General features: G+C 41.1%; 23 protein-coding genes and 3 tRNA genes. 12 read left to right on the forward strand and 14 right to left on the reverse strand.

Annotation, left to right across the window (positions count from 1 at the left end; all coding sequences use genetic code 11):
• Positions 1-45 precede the first annotated feature (45 nt).
• From VS868_RS02785 to tgt, 3 genes are read right to left on the reverse strand one after another with little or no spacing between them, the layout of a single operon-like run.
• The gene (locus VS868_RS02785; RefSeq protein WP_345599113.1) at positions 46-972 is read right to left on the reverse strand and encodes a DMT family transporter; all 927 of its coding nucleotides are present in this window, start codon (positions 970-972) and stop codon (positions 46-48) included.
• Complete coding sequence (locus VS868_RS02790; RefSeq protein WP_345599114.1) at positions 959-2,035, reverse strand: LptF/LptG family permease; 1,077 nt, start codon at positions 2,033-2,035, stop codon at positions 959-961. The genes VS868_RS02785 and VS868_RS02790 overlap by 14 nt, the downstream gene beginning before the upstream one ends.
• 1 nt (position 2,036) lies before the next feature.
• Positions 2,037-3,167, reverse strand: a complete 1,131-nt coding sequence (gene tgt / locus VS868_RS02795; RefSeq protein ID WP_345599115.1) for a tRNA guanosine(34) transglycosylase Tgt — start codon at positions 3,165-3,167, stop codon at positions 2,037-2,039.
• Positions 3,168-3,571: 404 nt separating this feature from the next.
• On the opposite strand from tgt, the gene VS868_RS02800 reads away from it, so the two are divergent.
• The 4 genes from VS868_RS02800 (at position 3,572) to VS868_RS02815 (ending at position 6,618) form a co-directional block, all read left to right on the forward strand.
• On the forward strand, positions 3,572-3,775 hold the full coding sequence (locus tag VS868_RS02800; RefSeq protein ID WP_345599116.1) for a hypothetical protein: 204 nt from the start codon (positions 3,572-3,574) through the stop codon (positions 3,773-3,775).
• A 295-nt stretch (positions 3,776-4,070) separates the two neighbouring features.
• Positions 4,071-4,916 (forward strand): transketolase, encoded by an 846-nt coding sequence (locus tag VS868_RS02805; RefSeq protein ID WP_345599117.1) that lies wholly within the window; start codon positions 4,071-4,073, stop codon positions 4,914-4,916.
• 18 nt (positions 4,917-4,934) lie between these two features.
• Positions 4,935-5,888, forward strand: coding sequence for a transketolase family protein (locus tag VS868_RS02810; protein WP_266069978.1), 954 nt, complete (start codon positions 4,935-4,937; stop codon positions 5,886-5,888).
• Positions 5,889-6,009: 121 nt separating this feature from the next.
• Complete coding sequence (locus VS868_RS02815) at positions 6,010-6,618, forward strand: outer membrane beta-barrel protein (protein ID WP_266069977.1); 609 nt, start codon at positions 6,010-6,012, stop codon at positions 6,616-6,618.
• A 52-nt stretch (positions 6,619-6,670) separates the two neighbouring features.
• On the opposite strand, the gene VS868_RS02820 is transcribed toward VS868_RS02815, so the two are convergent.
• Entirely contained in the window at positions 6,671-7,576 is a 906-nt protein-coding gene (locus tag VS868_RS02820) for an FKBP-type peptidyl-prolyl cis-trans isomerase (protein ID WP_345599118.1), read from the reverse strand.
• A 77-nt stretch (positions 7,577-7,653) separates the two neighbouring features.
• On the opposite strand from VS868_RS02820, the gene VS868_RS02825 reads away from it, so the two are divergent.
• Both VS868_RS02825 and VS868_RS02830 read left to right on the forward strand, forming a co-directional pair.
• Positions 7,654-8,034, forward strand: coding sequence for an RNA-binding S4 domain-containing protein (locus tag VS868_RS02825; RefSeq protein ID WP_266069975.1), 381 nt, complete (start codon positions 7,654-7,656; stop codon positions 8,032-8,034).
• Positions 8,035-8,073: 39 nt separating this feature from the next.
• Positions 8,074-8,577, forward strand: a complete 504-nt coding sequence (locus VS868_RS02830) for a phosphoribosyltransferase family protein (protein WP_345599119.1) — start codon at positions 8,074-8,076, stop codon at positions 8,575-8,577.
• On the opposite strand, the gene VS868_RS02835 is transcribed toward VS868_RS02830, so the two are convergent.
• Positions 8,569-9,090 carry a shikimate kinase gene (locus VS868_RS02835; RefSeq protein ID WP_345599120.1) on the reverse strand — a complete coding sequence of 174 codons (522 nt, stop codon included), beginning with the start codon at positions 9,088-9,090 and terminating at the stop codon, positions 8,569-8,571. The genes VS868_RS02830 and VS868_RS02835 overlap by 9 nt on opposite strands.
• Before the next feature lie 132 nt (positions 9,091-9,222).
• Here VS868_RS02835 and VS868_RS02840 point away from each other — a divergent pair.
• From VS868_RS02840 to VS868_RS02855, 4 genes are all read left to right on the forward strand, one after another.
• Positions 9,223-9,295, forward strand: a tRNA-Lys gene (locus tag VS868_RS02840).
• 24 nt (positions 9,296-9,319) lie between these two features.
• Positions 9,320-9,392, forward strand: a tRNA-Lys gene (locus VS868_RS02845).
• Between the two features lie 98 nt (positions 9,393-9,490).
• A tRNA-Leu gene (locus VS868_RS02850) sits at positions 9,491-9,574 on the forward strand.
• 185 nt (positions 9,575-9,759) lie between these two features.
• Positions 9,760-10,182 (forward strand): hypothetical protein, encoded by a 423-nt coding sequence (locus VS868_RS02855; RefSeq protein WP_345599121.1) that lies wholly within the window; start codon positions 9,760-9,762, stop codon positions 10,180-10,182.
• Positions 10,183-10,380: 198 nt separating this feature from the next.
• Here VS868_RS02855 and VS868_RS02860 read toward each other — a convergent pair whose 3' ends face one another.
• From VS868_RS02860 to VS868_RS02875, 4 genes are all read right to left on the reverse strand, one after another.
• Positions 10,381-12,648 (reverse strand): aconitate hydratase, encoded by a 2,268-nt coding sequence (locus VS868_RS02860; RefSeq protein WP_345599122.1) that lies wholly within the window; start codon positions 12,646-12,648, stop codon positions 10,381-10,383.
• 449 nt (positions 12,649-13,097) lie between these two features.
• The gene (locus VS868_RS02865; protein WP_345599817.1) at positions 13,098-14,051 is read right to left on the reverse strand and encodes a MoxR family ATPase; all 954 of its coding nucleotides are present in this window, start codon (positions 14,049-14,051) and stop codon (positions 13,098-13,100) included.
• Between the two features lie 18 nt (positions 14,052-14,069).
• Positions 14,070-15,506: a peptidylprolyl isomerase gene (locus VS868_RS02870; RefSeq protein WP_345599124.1), complete on the reverse strand. Its 1,437-nt coding sequence runs from the start codon at positions 15,504-15,506 to the stop codon at positions 14,070-14,072.
• Positions 15,481-16,341, reverse strand: a complete 861-nt coding sequence (locus VS868_RS02875; RefSeq protein ID WP_266069969.1) for a peptidyl-prolyl cis-trans isomerase — start codon at positions 16,339-16,341, stop codon at positions 15,481-15,483. The genes VS868_RS02870 and VS868_RS02875 overlap by 26 nt, the downstream gene beginning before the upstream one ends.
• 144 nt (positions 16,342-16,485) lie before the next feature.
• Between VS868_RS02875 and VS868_RS02880 the strand changes: the two genes are divergently transcribed.
• Both VS868_RS02880 and VS868_RS02885 read left to right on the forward strand, forming a co-directional pair.
• Positions 16,486-16,731: a hypothetical protein gene (locus tag VS868_RS02880; protein WP_266069967.1), complete on the forward strand. Its 246-nt coding sequence runs from the start codon at positions 16,486-16,488 to the stop codon at positions 16,729-16,731.
• A gap of 72 nt (positions 16,732-16,803) precedes the next feature.
• The gene (locus VS868_RS02885; RefSeq protein ID WP_266069966.1) at positions 16,804-17,313 is read left to right on the forward strand and encodes an OmpH family outer membrane protein; all 510 of its coding nucleotides are present in this window, start codon (positions 16,804-16,806) and stop codon (positions 17,311-17,313) included.
• A gap of 162 nt (positions 17,314-17,475) precedes the next feature.
• On the opposite strand, the gene guaB is transcribed toward VS868_RS02885, so the two are convergent.
• The 5 genes from guaB to VS868_RS02910 all read right to left on the reverse strand — a co-directional run bounded on the left by guaB (position 17,476) and on the right by VS868_RS02910 (position 23,678).
• Positions 17,476-18,948 carry an IMP dehydrogenase gene (gene guaB, locus VS868_RS02890; RefSeq protein WP_345599125.1) on the reverse strand — a complete coding sequence of 491 codons (1,473 nt, stop codon included), beginning with the start codon at positions 18,946-18,948 and terminating at the stop codon, positions 17,476-17,478.
• 76 nt (positions 18,949-19,024) lie between these two features.
• Complete coding sequence (locus VS868_RS02895; RefSeq protein WP_345599126.1) at positions 19,025-20,911, reverse strand: tetratricopeptide repeat protein; 1,887 nt, start codon at positions 20,909-20,911, stop codon at positions 19,025-19,027.
• 52 nt (positions 20,912-20,963) lie between these two features.
• Positions 20,964-21,827 (reverse strand): hydroxymethylglutaryl-CoA lyase, encoded by an 864-nt coding sequence (locus VS868_RS02900; protein WP_266069962.1) that lies wholly within the window; start codon positions 21,825-21,827, stop codon positions 20,964-20,966.
• A gap of 214 nt (positions 21,828-22,041) precedes the next feature.
• Positions 22,042-22,659 carry a LysE family translocator gene (locus VS868_RS02905; RefSeq protein ID WP_345599127.1) on the reverse strand — a complete coding sequence of 206 codons (618 nt, stop codon included), beginning with the start codon at positions 22,657-22,659 and terminating at the stop codon, positions 22,042-22,044.
• Complete coding sequence (locus VS868_RS02910; protein WP_345599128.1) at positions 22,659-23,678, reverse strand: quinone-dependent dihydroorotate dehydrogenase; 1,020 nt, start codon at positions 23,676-23,678, stop codon at positions 22,659-22,661. Before VS868_RS02910 ends, VS868_RS02905 begins: the two co-directional genes overlap by 1 nt.
• Positions 23,679-23,774 lie beyond the last annotated feature (96 nt).

The raw sequence follows: 23,774 nt of genomic DNA on the forward strand, positions 1-23,774 counted from the left end.
AATGAGCTATGGGTTGTTTTTAATTAGCTTACAAATATAAGAAACTTAAGAGCTAGCTTTCGGCAGTTTTTTGAATTTTCTCCTTGTCTTCAAAAAGCCATTCAGGATTACGGTAATCAAAATGATTGCTGCACCGTAATAAAACCCCGGATTCATAGCCTCATCACTTCCGAAGACCCAAAAGGCGAGCAGAATTCCGTACACAGGTTCTAAATTTATAGTAAGCATTATAGTATATGGACTCAAGTGCCGCATAACAGCTACAGAAGCTATAAAAGCATAGGCGGTACAGAAGGAAGCCAGAATAAACAGGTAAATCCAGTCTGCCGCCGAAACATTGAAGAACTCTGTGCTAAACCCAGAGCTACTGCTATTTCCGAAGAAAGAAAGAAAAAGAAGATAAACGGTGATGGCACCGGCACCAGTAAGCAGTTCGTAAAATGAAATTACTGAGGCATCTTCCTGCTTAGCCAGTTTGCCGTTAATAAGAGAAAAAACTGAAGAAAGAAAAGCAGAAAGTAGAGCAAGCAGGATTCCAAGAACGTATTCTGTCTCCACTTTAAAAATAATGTACAGCCCACAAATCACCACTATCCCTAAAAGGATCTCATACCATATAACTTTACGTTTGTAAAAAATGGGTTCAAGAATAGAGGTGAAAAAAGCTCCTGTAGAAAGAAGTGCCAGGGTAATGGAAACATTGGAAACCTTAATGGCTCCAAAGAAGGTTAACCAGTGCACGGCAATAACCACGCCGGCAATTAGCATCACTTTAATTCTTCCCGGTGCCAGCTTCAGGTTCTTTTTCTTCCACTTGATCCAGAGAAAGATAAAGCCGCTGGCCAATAACATCCTGTACCACACCAATGGTACGGCATCTAAGGTGATCAATGCCCCTAAGACTGCGGTAAACCCCCAGATAAACACAATGAAGTGAAAGTGCAGGTAAGCCTTAACTTTATCGCTTAGCATTCCAGAGCAGGTAAGCAGCTAAAACTCCGAAGAACATATTAGGGAACCATACAGCCAACAGCGGTGAGAAGGTACTTTGCTCGGCAATGGTCCCAAATACCTTATCCATGAAAATAAATATAAAGGCCAAAGTAATTCCCAGAGCAAGGTTAACTCCCATACCGCCGCGGCGTTTCATAGAAGAAACCGCAACAGCAATTATTGTAAGAATATAAGCAGAAACCGGAAGACTCCAGCGTTTATAAGCCACCACTTTATATCGATTTATATTCCCAGAACCCCTACCTTTTTCCTGCTCAATAAAAGCTTCGAGTTCATTATAATTAAGTGTCTCTGCCATGTAAGACACCGGCGTAAGTTCATCAAAATCAAATGGCAGGACAGTATCTTTACTAATTTCAGAAATCAATTTATCTCCATCTTCACCAATGATCCTTTTGTGGTAGTTGGTGAGGGTGTAGGTAGAATCTTCTTCATTCAATTTTAGCCTTGACGCACTTATCTTATATTTAAGTTTATTCCCTTCAAAATGCTCCAGGGTAAAATTCTGAGCCGAATTAATTCGGGGTTGAAAGTGAGAAGCATAAATGAACTCATTACCATTAATTTGCCTGTAAACATCACTGGTCTCCTGTACATCGCTACTCCTTTTTAAGTAGGTGTACTTAAATTCATTAAAACCTTTACTTGCACTGGGAGCAAGATACATTCCCAGAACAAGGGCTGCGACACACACTATAGTAGACCCTATCATATAAGGGCGAAGAAAACGCCAAAAGGAAACACCACTACTCAAAAATGCAATAATCTCGGTGTTCTGTGCCAACTTAGAAGTAAACCAAATCACTGAGAGGAACAGAAACAGAGGAAAAAGTAAGTTCGCGAAGTAGATGGTGAAATCAATATAGTAATTCACTACTTCCCAAAAAGGCACTTCGTTCTGAAGGATCTTATCAATCTTTTCGGCAAGATTCACCGTTATCCCAATAGGAATAAAGAGGAGCAGCATTAACACGAATGTCCCCAGGTATCTCTTTAGTATGTACCAGTCAAGGATCTTCAAATTATAAACGTTTGTCCATTTGCTGTACCATTTTGCTTTTCCAGGAAGCAAAGTCCCCGGCTAAGATATGTTTTCTTGCCTCTCGAACCAACCACAGGTAGAAGCCAAGGTTGTGCATGGTAGCAATTTGCTTGCCAAGCATTTCGTTCACAGTAAAGAGGTGACGAAGGTAAGCTTTTGTGTAAAAAGTATCAACGTAGGTAGCGCCAGATTCATCAATAGGGCTAAAGTCATCTTCCCACTTCTTATTTTTGATATTAATTGTGCCGTGAGCCGTAAACAACATTCCATTTCTGGCATTTCGGGTAGGCATTACACAATCAAACATATCTACACCCAAAGCAATATTTTCAAGAATATTAATTGGAGTTCCCACTCCCATAAGGTAGCGTGGTTTTTCCTTCGGAAGTATATTAGTGACCACCTCGGTCATTGCGTACATTTCTTCTGCCGGCTCCCCAACAGAAAGTCCACCAATGGCATTACCCTCTGCTCCTGCTGAAGCTATATACTCTGCCGACTCTTCCCGTAAATCTTTGTAAGTACTTCCCTGCACAATAGGAAAGAGCGCCTGGGAATAACCATAAAGAGGTGGCGTTTTATCAAAATGTGTGATACACCTGTCCAGCCACCTATGGGTGCGGTGCATGGAATTCTTTGCGTAGCGATAATCACAGGGATACGGGGTGCATTCATCAAAGGCCATGATAATATCTGCACCTATAAGGCGCTGAATTTCCATCACATTTTCGGGAGTAAAATTGTGGTAAGAGCCATCAATATGAGATTTAAACCGCACACCTTCCTCCTTGATCTTCCTTCTGTCGGCAAGAGAATATACCTGGTACCCACCACTATCGGTAAGAATGTTCCTGTCCCAGTTCATAAACTTATGGAGCCCACCTGCTTTTTTCAGAATTTCGGTTTGTGGGCGCAGGTACAGGTGGTATGTATTTCCCAGGATAATATCGGGATTCACCTCTTCCTTAAGATCTTTCTGACTAATACCTTTTACAGAAGCCACTGTACCTACCGGCATAAAGATGGGAGTTTCAATGGTTCCGTGATCTGTAGTGATCACACCTGCGCGGGCACTGCTACCCGTATCGGTAACTGCTAATTCAAATTTCATAAACAATTTTAATGGGCGCAAAGATAGGTATTTTTCGTTGGCAGGGATTAGAGGATAGCCCGCAGAAATTTTCTAATGTTCTACGGAAATCGCTCCGCCCCAATTGCGAATGTGCACCAGGTGAAGGTTTAGTTTCACCACGGATTACAAATCTGCGCCAGCTGAAGGGCTGGGTTTCGGCACGGATTGCAAATCCGCGCTAGCTGAAAGTTTCGTTTCGGCACGGATTGCAAATCTGCGTCAGATGAAAAAATATCTGTGCATCTGTGGCAAAACTTCAGATTGAAATTTTCCCGGTACGGATTACAAATCCGCACCAGCTGTAAGTTTCGTTTCGGCACGGATTACAAATCCGCACCAGCTGTAAGTTTCGTTTCGGCACGGATTGCAAATCCGCGCCAGCTTTGGCAAATAAATTAGAAAATGCAAGAGAGTACAAAGAAGATATTCGTGGATTCGTGGCAAAACAGATCGAGTCTTCCCCGGCACGGATTGCAAATCCGCGCCAGCATTGTGAAAATAAATTAGAAAATGCAGGAGAGCACAAAGGAAATATTTGTGAATTCGTGGCAAAACTTCAGGTAGAGTCTTCCCGGCACGGATTGTAAATCCGCGCCAGCTGAAAGTTTCGTTTCGGCACGGATTACAAATCTGCGTCAGATGAAAAAATATCTGTGCATCTGTGGCAAAACTTCAGATTGAAATTTTCCCGGCACGGATTACAAATCCGCGCCGGCTTTAGGCAATATCTGAAAGAGGCCAAACTTCCGAAGAAATATGAAAGATTTAAAAGTCTCGACAATTACTCAAACAATTGTTCAAAGCTTTTAGAAGAATTGAGTCGGGTTGATTTCCAAAGCATTGATAAAATAGTATTTTTGCAGGACATTTAATAAAAACCAGATGTCAGACACACAACAACTACAAGATTTTGTCACCCAGGTGAGAAGGGACATTGTAAGGCAGGTTCACAAGGTAAATTCGGGACACCCCGGAGGCTCTTTGGGTTGCGCCGAATTTTTAAGCGTCCTTTATCAGGAAGTAATGCACCGTAAAGAAGGATTTGATATGGATGGAATTGATGAAGACCTGTTCTTCCTTTCCAACGGCCATATCTCCCCGGTGTTCTACAGTGTTCTTGCCCGTAGCGGATATTTTCCTGTGGAAGAACTCAACACCTTTAGATTAATTGATTCCCGTCTTCAGGGGCACCCCACAACCCACGAAGGCCTGCCAGGGGTAAGAATAGCTTCTGGCTCATTAGGCCAGGGACTTTCTGTAGCATTAGGCGCTGCAAACGCAAAAAAACTGAATGGCGATTCACACCTTGTTTACTCCCTTCATGGTGATGGCGAGTTACAGGAGGGCCAAAACTGGGAAGCAATCATGTATGCGGCTGCTAAAAAAGTAGATAATTTAATCTCTACTATAGATCGCAATTATCAGCAAATAGATGGTTGTACAGATGATGTTTTGCCTATGGGGAACCTTGTCGAAAAATTTAAAGCTTTTGGCTGGGAAGTGCTGGAGATTGAAAAAGGAAATGACATCGACCAAATACGCGAAGGCCTTAATAAAGCTAAAAGCCTTACCGGGAAAGGAAAACCCGTCGCAATTATGCTGAATACCGAAATGGGGCACGGCGTAGATTTCATGATGGGAAGCCACAAGTGGCACGGAGTTGCTCCAAATGATGAGCAACTGGAGAAAGCCCTTGCTCAAAACCCTGAAACTTTAGGAGACTACTAACCCACCAGACTAGAAAAAATGAAGAAATATACAGATACAGGTAAAAACGATACGCGCTCTGGTTTTGGAGCCGGACTCACCGAACTTGGCAGAACCAATCCTAATGTGGTTGCTCTTTGTGCAGATTTGGTTGGCTCTTTAAAAATGCAGGATTTCATCGATGAAAACCCTGAAAGATTTTTCCAGGTTGGTATTGCTGAAGCTAACATGATGGGCATCGCTGCCGGATTGACCATTGGAGGAAAAATTCCTTTTACAGGAACATTTGCCAACTTCTCAACCGGAAGGGTCTATGACCAGATAAGACAATCAATAGCCTATTCAGGAAAGAATGTGAAAATTTGCGCCTCTCACGCAGGCCTTACTCTTGGTGAAGATGGTGCGACTCACCAGATCCTTGAGGACATAGGACTCATGAAAATGTTGCCGGGAATGACTGTAATCAATCCTTGTGATTACAACCAGACAAAAGCAGCTACCATTGCTATTGCAGAATATGATGGGCCGGTCTATTTACGCTTTGGGCGTCCAAAAGTGGCAAATTTCACTCCTGCAGATCAAAAATTCGAGATAGGAAAAGCTATTTTACTGAACGAAGGGAAAGATGTGACAATCATCGCAACAGGCCACCTGGTTTGGGAAGCACTACAAGCCGCTGAACAACTTGAAGAGAAAGGAATTTCAGCTGAAGTGATCAACATACACACGATCAAACCTTTAGATGAAGCTGCAATTTTAGCTTCTGTAGGAAAAACCGGCTGTGTAGTCACTGCCGAAGAACACAATATTCTTGGAGGGCTTGGGGAAAGTGTTGCCCGTACGCTGACACATAATCACCCTGCCCCGCAGGAATTCGTTGCTACCATGGATACCTTTGGTGAAAGTGGTACACCCGAGCAACTTATGGAAAAGTATGGATTAAATGCTGCTGCTATTGTAAAGGCTTCAGAGAAGGTCATCAAAAGGAAATAATTTTTTCAGCTTAAAACTATTCTAAAGCTTCTCAAAAATGACATTTTTGAGAGGCTTTATTTTTGAGCAAATAAAAATATTTATATTCCGTTTTATACTTAACTTCTAAAACAAAGCTTGTATGAAAAAGTACTTTTTTATTTTAATGTTTGTAACTACTTCCACAGCAATAGCACAAAGTGGATTTGGAGTAAAAGGCGGTATAAATTATGCCGATAATGGAGAACTCACCTATAACGACTTTTCTAATGCCGGTGAAGATGTACTGGAAGGCGGAGAGAGCAAGATGGGATATCATTTTGGCGTTTTCTACCAGGCAAACCTCCTTGGCTTCTTCTTAAGACCCGAACTGGTCTACACCACCACGAAAAGCACCTATCAATTCAATCAACAGGAATCAGAATACAATGTTTCTAAAATAGACCTCCCCATTTTAGTGGGTACCAAAATCCTTGGCCCTGTCCAGATCTTTGCAGGCCCCACCCTTCAATACATGGTAGATAACGATTTTGAGGGTTTTGACCTGGGAGACGTCAAAGAGGAATTCACCATTGGTGCACAGCTAGGTGCAGGAGTTCAATTAGGCAAAATAGGAGTTGATGTGAGATACGAAAGAGCACTAAAAGAGAATGAAGCAGAATTCATGCAACTTGATGGCAGTAGGAATGGTCCGCAGAGGGTAGACACGAGGCCCAGCCAGATCATTTTTGGACTTTCCTTAAGCCTGTAAAAGAACTAAATTATAAGCATCAAAAAAGCCCCTTTTCGGGGCTTTTTTTTGTTTAGTTATTTGGATCCAGATAATCTGGTGTTCCATCGTTATCTGAATCGGGATAAGGAAAAATAATATTTCCGTTTTCATCAGAAATTTCTTCCCGGGTAGGAATAAAATCGCCATCATCATCTGCATCAGCGTAATTCGGCACTAAATCTCCGTCGGTATCATCATTAATTAACAGCTGATCTTCATTAAGATCTTCCCTCCATGACGGAATTCCGTCACGGTCATGATCTGCCTCATTTACTCCGTATAAATTAAAGGCAAAAACAAGCGGACTGTAAGATGGAATAGTTCCTCTAAAAGCGTTGAAATAAGCAAGGCCAGAAGGCAGGAATACAGCACCTACCCCATAATCATTTTTCCATTCTATGGAATTATCTTCCTGTATTTCAAAACCAGAAGCACCACGAAATCCTGTAATCCCAAGGCCAAAGCCGGGTATGGTTTGCACAAGATCAAACCACACAGGATTTTGTGAAGAATCAAAAGTGCTGCGGTTCAAAAGAGTCCCCTTATAGGAAACAAAAACCGAGTCGCTAAATTTTGGCTGCGGCATCTCGCTTGCTCCTTCGCGAACCTTTAAAACATAGTACGTATAATTTACCCCTTCATAGTTAAAGTTCTTTGTCTCGAGCAACGGCGACTCACTGAGTGGAGTTTTACCGGCATTATCTGCGTTAATGGTATCAATTTCAATTTTATAGTCGAAACCTTCGGGAGCAGCCTCGAATTCTTCATAGTTATAGAAGTGAGTATCCAGGTAGGCATCCAGCGCAGCCTGGTCTGCCAACTCCTGTTCTCCCCTATCTCTTGGAGGAACAACTTCGGGACTGTCATCATCCTTATCACATGACATTAAAGAGATACCGGCAAGCACATATAAAAACAAAAATTTATTCAGTTTCATCAATAGGTAATTTAGGGCCGCAAGATACAATATTCTTGTATTTTTGCTGAAGATAGAAGGAATTTTACAGCACAAAGATGAGAGTAGACAAATTTTTATGGTGCGTGAGGTATTTTAAAACCCGAAGTGTAGCAACCGAAGCGTGTAAACAGGGAAAGGTACGAATGAACGAGGCTATTGTTAAACCTTCCAGAGAAGTTTTCGCGACAGATCAAATTCAGGTCAGGAAAAATCAAATTAATTACCAGATAGAAGTACTGGATATTCCCAAAAGCCGGGTGGGTGCCAAGTTAGTTAACCTTTACATCAATGATATCACTCCGCAGGAAGAACTCGAAAAAAGAGAACTGCTTAAATATTCCCAGGACTATTACCGAAAAAAAGGTACCGGCCGACCTACCAAGAAAGATAGAAGGGAGCTGGATGACTGGTTTGATCCTGAAGACAACGATGATTGATTAACTTTACCTTACAATTAGTATCTAAAAAAACATCCCATGGAGAAAAATTCTGTTTTGATTCTCAACAATGAGCAGATCAACCATAAAATAAGAAGGATCGCTTACCAGATTTACGAAAACAACCTTGAAGAAGACCAGATCATCCTGGCGGGGATAGCCAAGAGTGGCTTTCAGCTTGCGCAAAAGCTGCAGGCAGCACTACAGGAAATTTCTGATCTTGAAGTACTGCTCTGTGAGGTGAAAGTGAATAAAAAGAATCCGCTGCAGGCCGTCACCAGTAGTTTGTCACCTCAGGATTATGAAAATAAAGCCCTTGTATTAATAGATGACGTTTTAAACTCGGGCACCACTTTGATCTACGGAATAAGGCACTTCCTGGATGTTCCGCTTAAACGTTTCAAGACTGCAGTTCTGGTTGACAGGAGCCATAAAAAATATCCGGTTAAGGCCGATTTTAAAGGCATCTCTCTTTCAACTTCCATTCATGAAACAGTAAAAGTACATTTTAAGCCGGGAGAAGATAAAGTGGAGCTAGTCTAGGCTTTTCACAACCGTATCCACTACCTCCTCTACAGATTTACCATCTGTTAAAACCGTAAGGTCACTCTGATTGTAGTAGAAGGTGCGCTCAAACAAATGCTTTCGGATATAATCTTCTAGAACTTCAGGAGTTTTAAGGTCTTGTATTAATGGCCGGCTATCTTTTTCAACTATTAGCCTTTCCTTCAACTGAAGCAGACCGGTTTTGAGATATATCGAGGTAACAGACGGTGTATCTTTGATCAATTGCATATTTTTCCCGTAACAGGGAGTACCTCCCCCCAGGGAAAGAACATAACTCTCCTCCCTCTCCAGAAGCTTTTTAAGCACCTCTGTTTCCTTTCTGCGAAAATAAATCTCTCCATTGGTCGAAAAAATTTCAGGAATAGTCTTATTTTCTTCTGCACATATTTCGTCATCCAGATCCAGGAATTTAACAGATAAATGAGTGGCAAGGGCCTTTCCAACAGAACTTTTACCAGAACCCATGTAGCCAATGAGAATAATTTTCATGCTTAATTATATGATTTATAAGGAGTTTAATCTCTACTTTAAAATGATCTTCAAATTTATGTCAATTTCTTCTTGAAAAATAAATTAATGTGGGTATATTTGCACCCGCATTGGCAAAAATGCAAGTAACAAGATCTGGTAGCTCAGTTGGTAGAGCATCTCCCTTTTAAGGAGAGGGTCCTGGGTTCGAGCCCCAGCCAGATCACAAAATTAAGTTCTTATAAATATTGACCTGGTAGCTCAGTTGGTAGAGCATCTCCCTTTTAAGGAGAGGGTCCTGGGTTCGAGTCCCAGCCAGGTCACTTCTTTCTTCAAGAAATTAATGTAAAACCCCCAAAAGGGAAAACCATTGATTTTCTTCACACGGAGAATAAATTTAGTTAAAGAAATCTTAAAGAAAGCCCAGGTGCTGGAACTGGTAGACAGGCATGGTTGAGGGCCATGTGTTCATTAGAGCGTGCGGGTTCGAGTCCCGCTCTGGGCACTTTTCAAAACAATTACACTTTCCTCTCCTACTCCAATTCATTTTATTTCAGCTCCTTAGGATTTTCACTTTTCTTACAACACTTCGTACAAAAAAACCTAAAATTCTGTTAATCACATTTTTAGCATCTTCTTGAGACAAAATAAATGCTACATTTATTTTAGTAATTTTTCATTTACCAGAAGATGCAATTCCAGTTATACTCTCAGCTTTTAAAATTAGATCTCTCCAACGACGATCTACTTCAAATGTATTATGTCCTTTACTACGACTTAAAACAGGAAGATAAAGACATGGCTGAGAATATTGCCAAACTTATAGAAATAAGGGAAAAGGCGAAAATTGAACTGCGGAAACTGCTTTTTAACATTAAAAATTCTATACAGGCTTCTGCAGTTGGAACTGCAGTCTTAAGTTTCTTACCGGTTTTTCTTAAGCTGGATTATTTGGCTCGCAACACCTTTAACAATTTAAATTTGAAGGTTTGCTATGAAAAAGAGAAAAAAAACATTAAATTGTATTACCAAACACTTTATAATCAGGATATTCCATCTTCCACGCTTGATGTTCTTTTTAAACACAAGAGTAAATTGGAATCCCTGCCATAAATAGATGAGAACAAATAGTAATTTTTACTGGGGGGCAAAAATTACTTAATAAAAAACTCCGGAAATAAACCTCCGGAGTTCTCATCTACTTTCTCGGAAAAAGCAATTCTAAACAGAATTGCTTTTTCTGTTTTTAGTATATACCTAAACAAAAAACTCCCGCTAGCGCGGGAGTTTTATATACATTAAAAGCTTTTTCTAAGCAGCGTTCTGCTTCTTTATAAGGTTAAGCGCAGAACCTTCCCTGTACCACTCAATTTGAGGTAGGTTGTAGGTGTGATTTGCCTTAATAGTATCCTTAGAGCCATCTGCATGCACAACTTCTATTGTAAGCTGCTTATCTGGCGCAAAACTTTCAAGATCGATAAAGTTGAAAGTGTCATCTTCCTGGATAAGATCATAATCACTTTCATTTGCAAAAGTAATCCCTAACATACCCTGTTTTTTCAAATTTGTCTCGTGAATTCGGGCAAAAGATTTCACCAACACCACTTTAACTCCAAGATGCCTTGGCTCCATAGCAGCATGTTCCCTGGAAGAACCTTCGCCGTAATTGTGATCTCCAACTACCACTGTAGGTATTCCCGCAGCTTTATACTTTCGTTGGGTTGCAGGCACACCATCATATTCACCGGTAATCTGGTTCTTTACGAAGTTGGTTTTCATATTGAAGGCGTTCACAGCACCAATTAGACAGTTGTTTGATATATTGTCAAGGTGCCCCCTAAAGCGCAACCATGGTCCCGCCATAGAAATATGGTCTGTTGTACACTTTCCATGGGCTTTAATAAGTAGTTTTGCTCCAGTTAAATTTTTACCGTCCCAAGGCTGGAATGGATCAAGTAACTGTAGTCTTTCAGAGTTAGGATTAACTTTAACCTCTACGCTAGAACCATCTTCGGTAGGAGCAAGATATCCAGGATCTTCAACATCAAAACCTTTTGGAGGCAATTCAAGACCTGTTGGCTCATCAAGTTTCACATATTCCCCATCTTCATTAAGAAGTGTATCTCTGGAAGGATCAAAATCCAATCTTCCCGAAATTGCGATTGCAGCCACCATTTCAGGTGATCCTACAAAAGCGTGGGTATTAGGGTTACCATCTGCCCTTTTTGAGAAGTTTCGGTTAAATGAATGTACAATAGTATTTTTCTCTTCTCCTTTACGGTCACTTCTATCCCACTGCCCAATACATGGCCCACAGGCATTAGTAAATATAGTGGCATCAAGATCTTCAAATATTTGTAACAAACCATCTCTTTCGGCAGTAAAACGAATCTGTTCAGATCCGGGGTTAATACCAAAATCAGACCTAGCTTTTATTTTCTTATCTACTGCTTGTTTTGCGATAGAAGCAGCACGGGTAAGATCTTCATAAGAAGAGTTGGTACATGATCCTATCAAGCCCCAGTCTACATTAATTGGCCAGTCATGTTCTTTGGCTTTTTCAGCCATTTCTGAAATTGGCGTAGCAAGATCTGGTGTGAAAGGCCCGTTTAAATGAGGCTTAAGTTCAGAAAGATTGATCTCAATCACTTCATCAAAATACTGCTCTGGGTTAGCGTAAACTTCAGGATCACCGGTAAGGTGTTCTTTCACTTCATTGGCAGCATCTGCAACATCGGCACGATTTGTTGCACGAAGGTACCTCGCCATAGATTCATCATAGCCAAAGGTAGAAGTAGTTGCTCCAACCTCAGCTCCCATGTTACAAATAGTTCCTTTTCCGGTAGCCGACATTGATTCGGCACCTTCACCAAAATACTCGATGATCGCTCCAGTACCACCTTTAACGGTAAGTATGCCAGCTACTTTTAAGATCACATCTTTTGATGAAGTCCATCCAGAAAGCTTACCTGTAAGCTTAACACCTATTAGCTTTGGAAATTTTAGCTCCCATGCCATTCCTGCCATAACATCTACAGCATCTGCACCACCAACACCTATAGCAACCATTCCAAGACCACCGGCATTCACCGTATGAGAATCTGTACCAATCATCATTCCTCCAGGGAAGGCATAATTCTCCAGTACTACCTGGTGAATAATTCCCGCTCCCGGTTTCCAGAATCCAATCCCATATTTATTTGAAACAGATTCAAGAAAGTCAAAAACCTCATCACTGGATTTCTTTGCGCTTGGTAAATCAAACTGCGCCCCTAGTTTTGCCTGGATCAGGTGATCACAGTGTACTGTAGTAGGAACGGCCACGTTCTTTTTCCCAGCCTGCATAAATTGCAGCAAAGCCATTTGAGCAGTTGCATCCTGGCAGGCAATCCTGTCTGGCGCAAACTCTACATAATCTTTACCTCGGGTAAATTTTTGAGTCGGTTTTCCATCCCACAAGTGAGAATAAAGGATCTTTTCTGAAAGGGTTAAAGGTTTACCAACAGCCTCACGTGCGGCATTAACGCGCTCGCCCATCTGGCTGTAAACCTTCTTGATCATATCAATATCGTATGCCATATCTTGAATTTATTAATATTCTGAAGTGTTGCAAAATTACAAATTCCTGCCCGATTTAAAAAATTATAACCAAACCTGAAAATTACCTGAAGATAATTTAGCAGTTCATGAAAAAACTATATATAAAAATAAGCTAATGCTATAAAATTAGCATAAAAACAAGAATATGGTAAATATGAAGCTTTATTTTATCCTTTCTGAAAAATAAGCACCCTCCATCCGATGATTTTTTCAGCAAAAACAAGTGTACAACAACACTTTTAAACAACAAGAGAGACAGTCTTTTGAAGCTGCTCCTGAATCGCATAGATGGAAGATTATTAGTAATTCAGCAAACAGTACTCCTGAAGATAACAGGGAGAAGAACCAATTAACTAAAATAATTTGTGCACTATACTTCGGAAGTAAACAGTAATGCACACGAAGAAGTTATATCAGCTCTAAAAACCTTAGAGCAAACTCTTGATAATATGCTCTTCCGAAATTCCTTCGGCTTCGGCTTTGTAATTTTTAATCACCCTATGCCTAAGAATTCCAAAGGCCACTGCCTGCACATCTTCAATATCGGGTGAAAATTTTCCTCTTACCGCTGCATTAGCTTTGGCTCCTAAAATGAGATTTTGAGAAGCTCTTGGTCCGGCGCCCCAATCTACATATTCCTTTACAAGAGAGGTAGCTCTATTTCCTTCGGGACGGGTTTTCCCCACAAGGTCTACCGCATATTCCACAACATTATCGGCCACGGGTATGCGTCGAATCAGGTGCTGAAAATCGACAATTTCACGAGCGGTAAATAGAGGATTTATCTCCTTTACCTCATCTGATGTAGTATTCTTCACTACCTCAATTTCCTCTTCAAAGGAGGGATATTCCAGTTTGATGGCGAACATAAACCGGTCAAGCTGCGCCTCGGGTAATGGATAGGTACCCTCCTGCTCAATGGGGTTTTGGGTTGCGAGCACAAAATAGGGCAGGTCTAACTTATAATGTTGACCGGCCACGGTTACCGATCGCTCCTGCATGGCTTCCAGTAAGGCTGCCTGGGTTTTAGGCGGAGTTCTGTTAATCTCATCAGCAAGAATGATATTGCCAAAAACAGGACCTTTTATAAATTTAAAATGCCGGTTCTCATCTAATATCTCCGAGCCCAGAATATCACTCGGCATAAGATCTGGAGTAAACTGAATTCTTTTAAAATTAAGCCCAAGGGCCTGGGCTATGGTATCAACCATCAGGGTCTTGGCAAGGCCTGGAACTCCAATAAGCAGGGAATGCCCTCCCGAAAAAACAGATAAAAGGATCTGGTCTATTACTTGTTGCTGGCCAACAATTCTTTTGGCGATTTCCTGCCTTAATTGCTGATGCCGTTTAACCAGATTTTCTACCGCTTCTACATCTGTCATACCTGCCAAAAATGTCATTTATTTCTTAAGCCAGTTGCTGGAATATTCGCAATCTCGATACTCTCCATTTACCTTAACATACGTCTCCTTGATCTTTTCTGCCTGCCATTTTTCAATAGCTTCAAGCTGCTTATCCCTAAGTGCAAGTTCTTTGATCTTGTTAAAGTCCTGGGCATAGTCTGCCTTATGTTCTTTGTACCTGTTAGTAACAGTGATTAATTTATAAAAAGGTCTTCCGGTATTGTCCTGATCTGTGATAATGTTTGAAACCTCTCCCTTCTCAAGATTGACAACCTGCTCGTATAGCAACGGATCAATTTTGGTAAGTTCAAACCTATTATCACCAGTGGTAGGATTTACTAACTTTCCTCCGCTTTCACGAGTTTCTTTTTCATCTGAAACTTCTTTGGCAGCATCGGCAAAAGAAATTTCCTCATTACTGATCCTTTCTCTTACATTTTCTATTTCGTCAAAAGCTTTTTGCTTGGTCTCTTCGGTAACATCAGGAATTAAAAGGATGTGACGAACATCTACCTGCTGCCCACGAATTTTATCGACCATAAGAATGTGATAACCAAATTCAGTCTTAAAGGGTTTGCTCACCTCCCCTTCCTGAAGGGAAAATGCAGCATCTTTAAATTCTTTTACAAAAGGATCCTGACGTGTAAGCGTAATTTTTCCTCCCGAAGATCTCGAACCTGGATCCTGAGAATACAAAACCGCTTTTGTAGCAAAGCTGGCTCCATTCTCCAGTACATCTGCACGCATTTCATTCAGTCGTGCTATAATTTCATCTTTTTCTTCCTGCGGAATTTCCGGTTTCACTACGATCTGTGCAATTTCAACCTCATCCCCAAATACAGGACGCTCGTCTTCGGGAATCTCTGTAAAGAATGCCCTCACCTCTTCAGGTGTGATCTCTACAGCATCAACAATTTTACGTTGCATTTCAGAAGCAAGCCTGTTTTGCTTGTTAATTTCAAAAAGTTCAGCTCTAAAATCAGCTTCACTATCCTTTTTATAGAACTCGAGTACTTTTTCAAGAGAACCTACCTGTTGGGTCATATAAGCCAATTGCTGATCAATATTGGCATTGATCTCGGCATCAGAAACTATGATACTGTCCTGTATGGCGTGGTGAGCGTAAAGCTTGTTCTCCATTAACCTCCCTGCAAGGTTGCAGTTGGTCACATCTTGAGTAGAAACGCCCTGGCTTTGAAGCTCAAGGTACATCTTATCAATATCACTTTCAAGCACAACAAAATCACCAATTACTGCTGCTACACCATCTACCTTAAAACGGCCACTCCTGTCCTGTATTTTTTGCTGAATTTCCGATTCAATACCAATTGCGGTACTGTCGGTAACTATTACTTCCTGCGCATGAACATTGCTCCCGCCCACGATAAGGGATAATAGGCCCAGTGATTTAATTATAGATCTCAAATTCGTCATTTTTAATAGCATCTTGTGTAATGTCTTTTTCTAATTTTTTAATGAGATCCAGCTTTCTTTTATTAAGCAGGATCTGCTTTATACCCGGCAAGGAATACTCCAGGGGCGCCTGTTCATTGCGCAGCTTAACATCCTCAACAGAGACCAAATATACTCCTAATGAGTCTTCAAGCTGCATAAAATTTTTGTTTTTTAAGAATTCAGGATTGTCCTGAGGCGTTAAAGGCCGAATTTTATCGTAAACCTGTTTTGTTTTAACCCAAACAGAATCATTGAGCGAATATGAATTGAACTGAATGGCCATATCCAGCAATGCCTGCCTGTCTTCCTGGTTAAACCTGATAAACCGTTTTTTTATAGTTTCAAAGTCCTTGTTGTTCTTGGTGATATTGATATACCTCACCTTCACAAGGTTCTCATTAAGAAAAAAATTCTCTCCATTTTCTTCGTAATAAGCTTCGGCTGCCTCTCTTGAAATACTGGTGTCGAGTTCCCGGGCCACGATAGCATCGGTATAGGCTTTAGCATAAAGTTCGTTCTTGTAGTTCTGCACCAGGCGATCAAATTCTGCCTGCTGTTCACTACTCAAATTAACCCGCGCCCTGTCAAGCAGCAATTTTTGAGTGGCCCATCGGGTAATGAAGTTATTTACCAAAAGTGTACTGTCTTCAGGAGAAGTGTTGGCCGAAATTAAAGTAGCTACATCATCCCTGTACAGATATGCATCATTTACGCGTGCAATGACCTCTTTCTCTTCGGGTTCATTGAGCAGGTTGCAGCTTCCGGTTAAAAAGCCCAAAAACAGTAAGAAGAAAAGTCTTTTTTTGACAGTCAAATTAGTCTTAAATATTATGAGTTCGCAAAAATACGAATTCCAAACAGTATACCAACCTGCAGATAAAACGAAAGAATTTCACAAAAATTTTACTTTTGGCGTGGCTTTCGCTATGCTAAAGTCAAAGAAGCCAAATTTCATCTCATGTCTAAAGAACGCAAACTAAAACTTATCTGGGATTTTCGTGGCCCTGATTCCGAAATTACCGCCAAACATCACGCTCATCACTTACAGGAATTCTTTAATAACAACGCTTTATCAATAAATATTTTGGGTAGCGAAAAATTATCTGAAACACATGCCATTGCCTTTTTGGTAGTGACTAACGATGAAATGCCGGCGGTTCGTGACGCTCTAAAACCTCATCGCGGACAGCTTTATGAAGATTAATAAAAAAATATTTTCTTAAAATCTTCATAAATGCCTCTGCTCCTTTATATTTGCGAAAATCAAAACAAAATCATGAAAAAATATCTTTTAGTTTTAAGCTTTACCTTCCTTAGTCTAACAGCCTTTGCACAGTCAAAAATAGGAACCATAGATGCCGATTATATCCTGAACCAATTGCCTGAAATGGCCCAGGTCAACGAAGGACTCAAAACCTACAATGAAGATCTTCAAAAAGAACTTGAATCAAACGTTACTAAGTACGAAACCCTGGTAAAAGACTATCAGGCAAACAGCACAACCTTTTCTGAAGAAGACAGAAAAACAAAAGAATCAGAGATCATGGGGCTTGAAAATGACATAAAAGGTTTTCGACAAAAAGCCAGCCTAATGATGCAGATGAAGAGAAATGAACTTACCAAGGCACTTTATGAGAAGATTAATGCTGCCATGCTACAGGTGATCCAGGAAGAGAATTACACCCAGATCTTCCATGCCGGCGGAAATAGCCTGGCCTATTCTGCTGAAGAATTTGATATTACCATGAAAGTTCTGGATAAATTAGGAATTGTAGTGAAAGAATAAATTTAGTGATCAGCAGTCAGAAGTGCTGCAATGACTGAAGGTCAATCTCTGAAATCATTGACACAGCTAAAAAAAGGAGGGTCTCAAAAATGCCATTTTTGAGACCCTCCTTTTTTTTGGGCTTTGCTATCTACTCTTAACTACAAACTCCTGAACTATGAACTATCTGCTGTAGTTAGGTGATTCTTTCGTGATCGTTACATTATGTGGATGGCTTTCGTTTATTCCTGAAGCTGTTATCTTCACAAATTTAGCCGATTCCTGCAAGGCAGCAACATCTTTTGCCCCGCAATAACCCATTCCGGCACGCAGGCCTCCTATAAACTGGTGGATACTTTCATAAAGATCCCCTTTGTAAGGCACTCTTCCTACTATACCTTCGGGCACCAGTTTTTTGATATCATCTTCCACATCCTGAAAATATCGATCTTTAGAGCCTTGTTTCATAGCTTCTACAGATCCCATTCCGCGGTAAGATTTGAATTTTCTTCCTTCGTAGATTATAGTTTCTCCCGGCGATTCTTTGGTACCTGCCAAAAGTGAACCCAGCATCACGCAATCGGCTCCGGCAGCAATAGCTTTTGGAATATCTCCTGTATAGCGAATTCCTCCATCGGCAATTACAGGAACGCCGCTGCCTTTAATGGCTGCTGCAACTTCCAGTACGGCCGAGAATTGTGGAAAACCTACCCCGGCAACCACTCTTGTAGTACATATTGATCCGGGGCCAATTCCCACTTTTACTGCATCGGCTCCGGCTTCTACAAGATATTTGGCAGCCTCGGCGGTAGCAATGTTTCCAACAACTACTTCCAGGTCGGGGAATTTTCTTTTCACCTCCTTAAGTACTGTCACCACTCCTTTAGTGTGCCCGTGGGCCGTGTCTATAACAATGGCATCCACTCCTGCTTTCACCAAAGCTTCGGCTCTTTCAACTGCATCACCTGTAACGCCAATGGCAGCGGCTACGCGAAGCCTTCCGAAGGAATCTTTGTTGGCAATAGGTTTTTGGGTAAGCTTTGTAATATCCCTGAAGGTGATAAGTCCAACAAGTTTATCTTCAGAATTTACAACTGGCAGTTTTTCAATCTTGTTCTGCTGCAGTATCACTTCGGCATCTTCAAGGGAAGTACCTTCGGCTACAGTAACCAGATTCTTAGAAGTCATTACTTCTGAAATTGGCCTGTTATTATTTTTTTCAAAACGCAAATCGCGGTTTGTCACTATTCCAAGTAGTTTACCATCCTCATCAACAATGGGAATACCGCCAATACTATGCTCACGCATATTTTCTTTAGCGTCTTTCACCTTTGCTGTAATTGGGAGGGTGATAGGATCAATGATCATCCCACTTTCTGCCCGCTTCACTTTTCGCACCTTGAGCGCCTGTTCTTCGGCGGTCATGTTTTTGTGCAAAACACCAATTCCTCCTTCACGTGCAATGGCAATAGCCATACGTGATTCGGTCACAGTATCCATAGCTGCGGAAACAATAGGCACATTGAGGCCAATGTTGCGGGTAAACTTAGATTGAATATTAACTTCGCGGGGAAGGATTTCTGAAAAGGCAGGGACTAAGAGTACGTCATCGTAAGTGAGTCCTTCGCCCAGGATCCTGGAGGTGTGTGCGATCATGGCAATTAAGATTTAATTGCGTGCAAATATACATTCTTTTCGCCAGAAGAGAGAATTATATTTGATTAATTCATTTTCAGGCTTTCCGGAAAGCTACAATGAACTCTGCTCCCTTACCTGGATGATTTTTGATATTAAGTGTAGCTTCATTGATTCCCAGAAAATGCTTGACCAGCATAAGGCCAATTCCGGTACCTGTTTCCATACTCGTACCAATTTCAGAGATCATACGGTTATTAAATTTTTTGATCTCATTAATTTTCTCCTGCGATATTCCCTCTCCCCCGTCAAGTATGCTCATAAGCACAGTTTCTTCCTGCTCTTCAAAGCTGATGTTGATTTCTTTTCCTTCTCGGGTAAACTTTATGGCGTTTGACAGTAAGTTGTGCAGAATAACAGAAATATGACCGCGATCTACCATTACAGGGGGCAGGTTTTCAACTTGCTGCTGAATGAATTTGATGTTTTTACGCTTGGCAATGAGATAATAGGCCTTTATAATTTTTGCCGCCTTTTGCGGAAGGTCAACTTTTTCTATGTTCACTTTACTACCCTCCAGCTGTGAGTTGGCCCAGTGCAGAAGGTTTTGCAACATTGAAGAAGTACCTGAAACCTGCACCAGCATTTCATCTAATAGAGATGCCTGCTCTTCTGGTGTAAAATCACCCGACTTAATAAGCCCCAGCAATTGCTCGAGAGAAGCCAATGGAGAACGCAGGTCATGAGAAAGGATTGAAAAAAGCCGGTTTTTCGCCTCGTTCATTTCTGAAAGATCTTCATTTTGCTTAGAGATAAGACGATTTTGCTCAGAAATGGTCTGGTTCTTTTTTTGCAGTTGCGTAGTAAATTGCTCTTTTTGCCGAATGTTCTTTCTATATAAAATTGCCAGCACCAGCAACAATGAGACCGCAAGTACCAAGATTGCAAGAAAAATTCTGTTGGTAAAAAGCTGCTTCTCTACCGCTTCTTTTTCTGACTGCAGCTTTGGATTCTCTCCTTCTTTGCTCTCCAGCTGGAGTAAATTTATGGCCCGCAGTTTATTTTGATTGTAAAGGGAGTCACGGTATTTTTGATTTAATGCCAAATACTCAAAGGCCTCAGCAGTCTTCCCCTGGCTTTGGTAAACATTTGATAAGATCCCGGTATTCCTTTCCAGGTCCCAAATAGATTGAAGGTCCCTGGCAAAAACAAGTGCTTTTTGCCCCATCTCTTCTGCCAGCTCATACTTTTCCTGTGCAGCATAAACCTGGGCCAGCCCCGCATAAGTAAAAGATTTTTCCCAGTTACTAGGTTCGGCTTGATGGTTGAGCACCCGAAAATAAAATTCTATGGCTTTGTCGTAATTCCCACGGAAAAAGTTGATCTGGGCAATTCGGTTTAATGCGAGGTGTTCTACATCTATACGTCCTGCCTTTTGCGAAAGTTCCAGCGCCGTTTGAAGGTTATCCAGTGCTTTTTCGTATTCCTTCACTTCAATTTGTGAGATGGCAATATTAAGATAGGCAGGATTTGCCCTTGCAGGGTCACCAGATTCATTATAAGCATCAATAGCCTCATTAAAAAGATTAATTGCTGCTTCATTCCTGTCAATCCCCTGCTGAATTAGCCCCTGCCCCACCAGGCTTTTTGCCACGGAAAGTTGATTTCCGGTTGCCTGATAGATCTCTAAGGCCTCCAGATAATACTGAAGAGAAAGATCGTAGTTCCCTTTTACATAGTAGGCATAGCCATAAGCATAAGCCACATCTGCCCTATCTTCAGGGTCATTGGATGCTGCCGCCAGAGCATCTGCTTTCTCAAGGATTTTTAACGCTGTTGAAAAATCATTGTTAAGCATAGAAAACCCTTTGTCTACATAAAATGCAACAGAATCCTGTTCCTGTTGCCACTCAACATAAACTGAAGAATAAGCACCCGGAAAAAATAAAAGGGCAACAAAAAAACAGATATAATTACGCTTCAAAAATGGCATTTTAGAGTGCAATTATAGATATAAATTTTGAAACACTACTCTTCTAATGATAAGTTGAAAATATTTTTGTTGCTTCATTATGAGATGATTCAAAGCTCATCATTTTAACATTGGTATCGTCTTTTTTAGAAGTGAAGTAAGAAAGTAATTTTTCTGTAGGCATGTTTCCTGTAAGCTCGTCTTTTGCCATTGGGCAGCCACCAAATCCCTGTATCGCACCATCAAATCTTTTGCAACCCGATTTATAAGCCGCATCTACTTTTTCAAACCATTTTGCCGGAGTGGTATGAAGATGTGCCCCAAATTCTATTTTTGGATACTTCGGAATTAAATTTGAATACAGGTAAGTAATAATATCGGGGGTGGAACTACCAATAGTGTCTGAGAGCGAGAGGATCTTTACACCCATTCCGGAGAGTTTTTCTGTCCACTCCCCCACAATCTCCACATCCCACGGATCTCCGTATGGGTTTCCAAAACCCATAGACAGGTATGCCACCACTTCTTTACCCGAAGCATCGGCGATATTGAGGATCTCCTGCAGGGTTTCAACAGATTCGGCTATGGTCTTATGGGTATTTCGCATCTGGAAGTTTTCAGAAATCGAAAAAGGATAGCCTAAATAGTCTATTTCAGGATGTTGGGAAGCATCCTGGGCGCCCCGTGTATTCGCAACGATGGCCAGCAGCTTACTTTGTGTTCTCGAAAGATCGAGTTTAGATAAAACTTCAGCAGTATCGGCCATTTGAGGAATCGCTTTTGGAGAAACAAAACTTCCGAAGTCAATAGTGTCGAATCCGCAGCGCAATAAAGACTGAATGTACTGAACTTTTTTTTCTGTAGGAATGAAGTTTTTAATTCCCTGCATAGCGTCTCGCGGACATTCAATAATTTTTAATTTCCCCATGAGTCAAATATAGAATTTAGTATTGAGATATGAGAATTGAGATTCTGAAGTAGGAAGTAGAATTTTTTCGCCATAAACTTGTTTCAGGGCCTTATTTTAATGTTTACCCCGGCACCGATTACAAATCCGCGCCATCTTATCAGAAAGAAGCTAAGGGTTAACTGCTAAAGGATAATACCCTCTTCTCAGTTATAACTACTTAATAATCTCTACTCTATACCAATATAAACACGCCAATCCCAACGAAGACCACCACCTGCACCCACTTAAAAATCTGGCCTGAGGCAGGGTGCTTTTGAAGATAGACAGAAATTTTTCCTGCAAGAATAGCAACGGCAGCGAAAATAAGGAAAGCCTGAAGCATGAATAGAAAACCGAGAACGTAGAACTGGTAAACGGTATTGCCTTGTGGATCCCAAAGGAATCCCGGGAAAAAGGCGAGAAAGAAAATGGCGACTTTAGGGTTTAAAACATTCATTAAAAATCCCCTTTTAAAGAGGGCAGCTAATTCCTTCTTTTGCTCGGCAGCCGGCGCTTTGACGGTTATTGTCGAATCGCTTTTGTAGACCTTCCAGGCCAGGTAGAATAAATATGCCGCTCCCAAGAGCCTGATCATTAGAAATAAATTTTCGGACTGCTTAATTATTGCTGAAATCCCAAAAGCCACAAGGCTGGTGTGAACGATAATTCCGCTTACCAGGCCAAGGGCAGTAACAATTCCGTGTTTTTTCCCATTGGTCATACCCTGGACCAATACATAAATTATATCGGGGCCGGGAGAAAGGGTGAGCAGCACGGCAGCTGCAAGAAAAGCTATGAGTTCTCCCGCCACTAGGAACGTGCTAGAATTGCCTGATTGATCTTCTTCACTAACTGCGGCCCTTCATAAATAAAACCTGTGTAAAGCTGTACTAAAGCGGCCCCTGCCTCAAGTTTTTCAATAGCATCTTCGGGAGACATGATGCCTCCTACTCCAATAATTGGAAATGCTTTATTGCTTTTTTCTGAAAGAAAACGAATAACCTCTGTTGCACGTTTAGCTAACGGCTGTCCACTTAGCCCTCCTGTTTCATCTTTGTCTGCTGAAGTGAGACCTTCGCGGGAAATGGTGGTGTTGGTGGCTATAACTCCGGCAATCCCGGTTTCTTTTATAATATCTATGATATCGAGGAGCTGGGAATCGGTAAGATCGGGTGCGATTTTAAGCAGGATTGGTTTCTGCACCGGGCGCTTTAAATTTTCCTGTTGTAGGGTATTAAGCAATTTCGTTAGTGGTTCTTTATCCTGCAGCTCCCTTAAATTTGGAGTGTTTGGTGAACTTACATTGACCACAAAATAATCTACCTGCTCAAAAAGGGCATTAAAGCAGATCAAATAATCATCAACAGCTTTTTCATTGGCCGTGACTTTATTTTTACCAATATTTCCGCCAATAAGAACTCCGTTGTTCTTTTTCAGTCTTTCTACCGCTTCTGTCACCCCTCCATTATTAAAGCCCATCCTGTTGATAATGGCTTTGTCTTCTTTTAGCCTGAAAAGCCTTTTTTTCTCATTTCCCGGTTGAGGTTTTGGCGTTAAGGTTCCTATTTCAATAAATCCGAAGCCAAAATTAGAAAGTTCTTTATACAGCTTTGCATCTTTATCAAACCCGGCGGCCAAACCTACAGGATTAGGAAATTTAATTCCGAAGACTTCCCGCTCCAGCTTTTTATCTTCAACTACAAATTGTTTTCGAACAAGTTTTTGGCTTACGGGAAGAAGAAACAATTTCCGAAGAGCAGAAAAGGTGAAATAATGCACCTTCTCCGGATCAATATTGAAAAGCAGGGGCCGGATTATCTTTTGATACATGAAGTGGGTTTTGCACAAAATTAACACAAAGCTGCATAAAAAAGTATGAAAATAGAAAAGGTTTTGAACCTACTTTTTATATCGCTACTTTTGGGA

The organism is Salinimicrobium sp. 3283s, from assembly GCF_039602225.1.
Lineage (GTDB): Bacteria > Bacteroidota > Bacteroidia > Flavobacteriales > Flavobacteriaceae > Salinimicrobium > Salinimicrobium profundisediminis.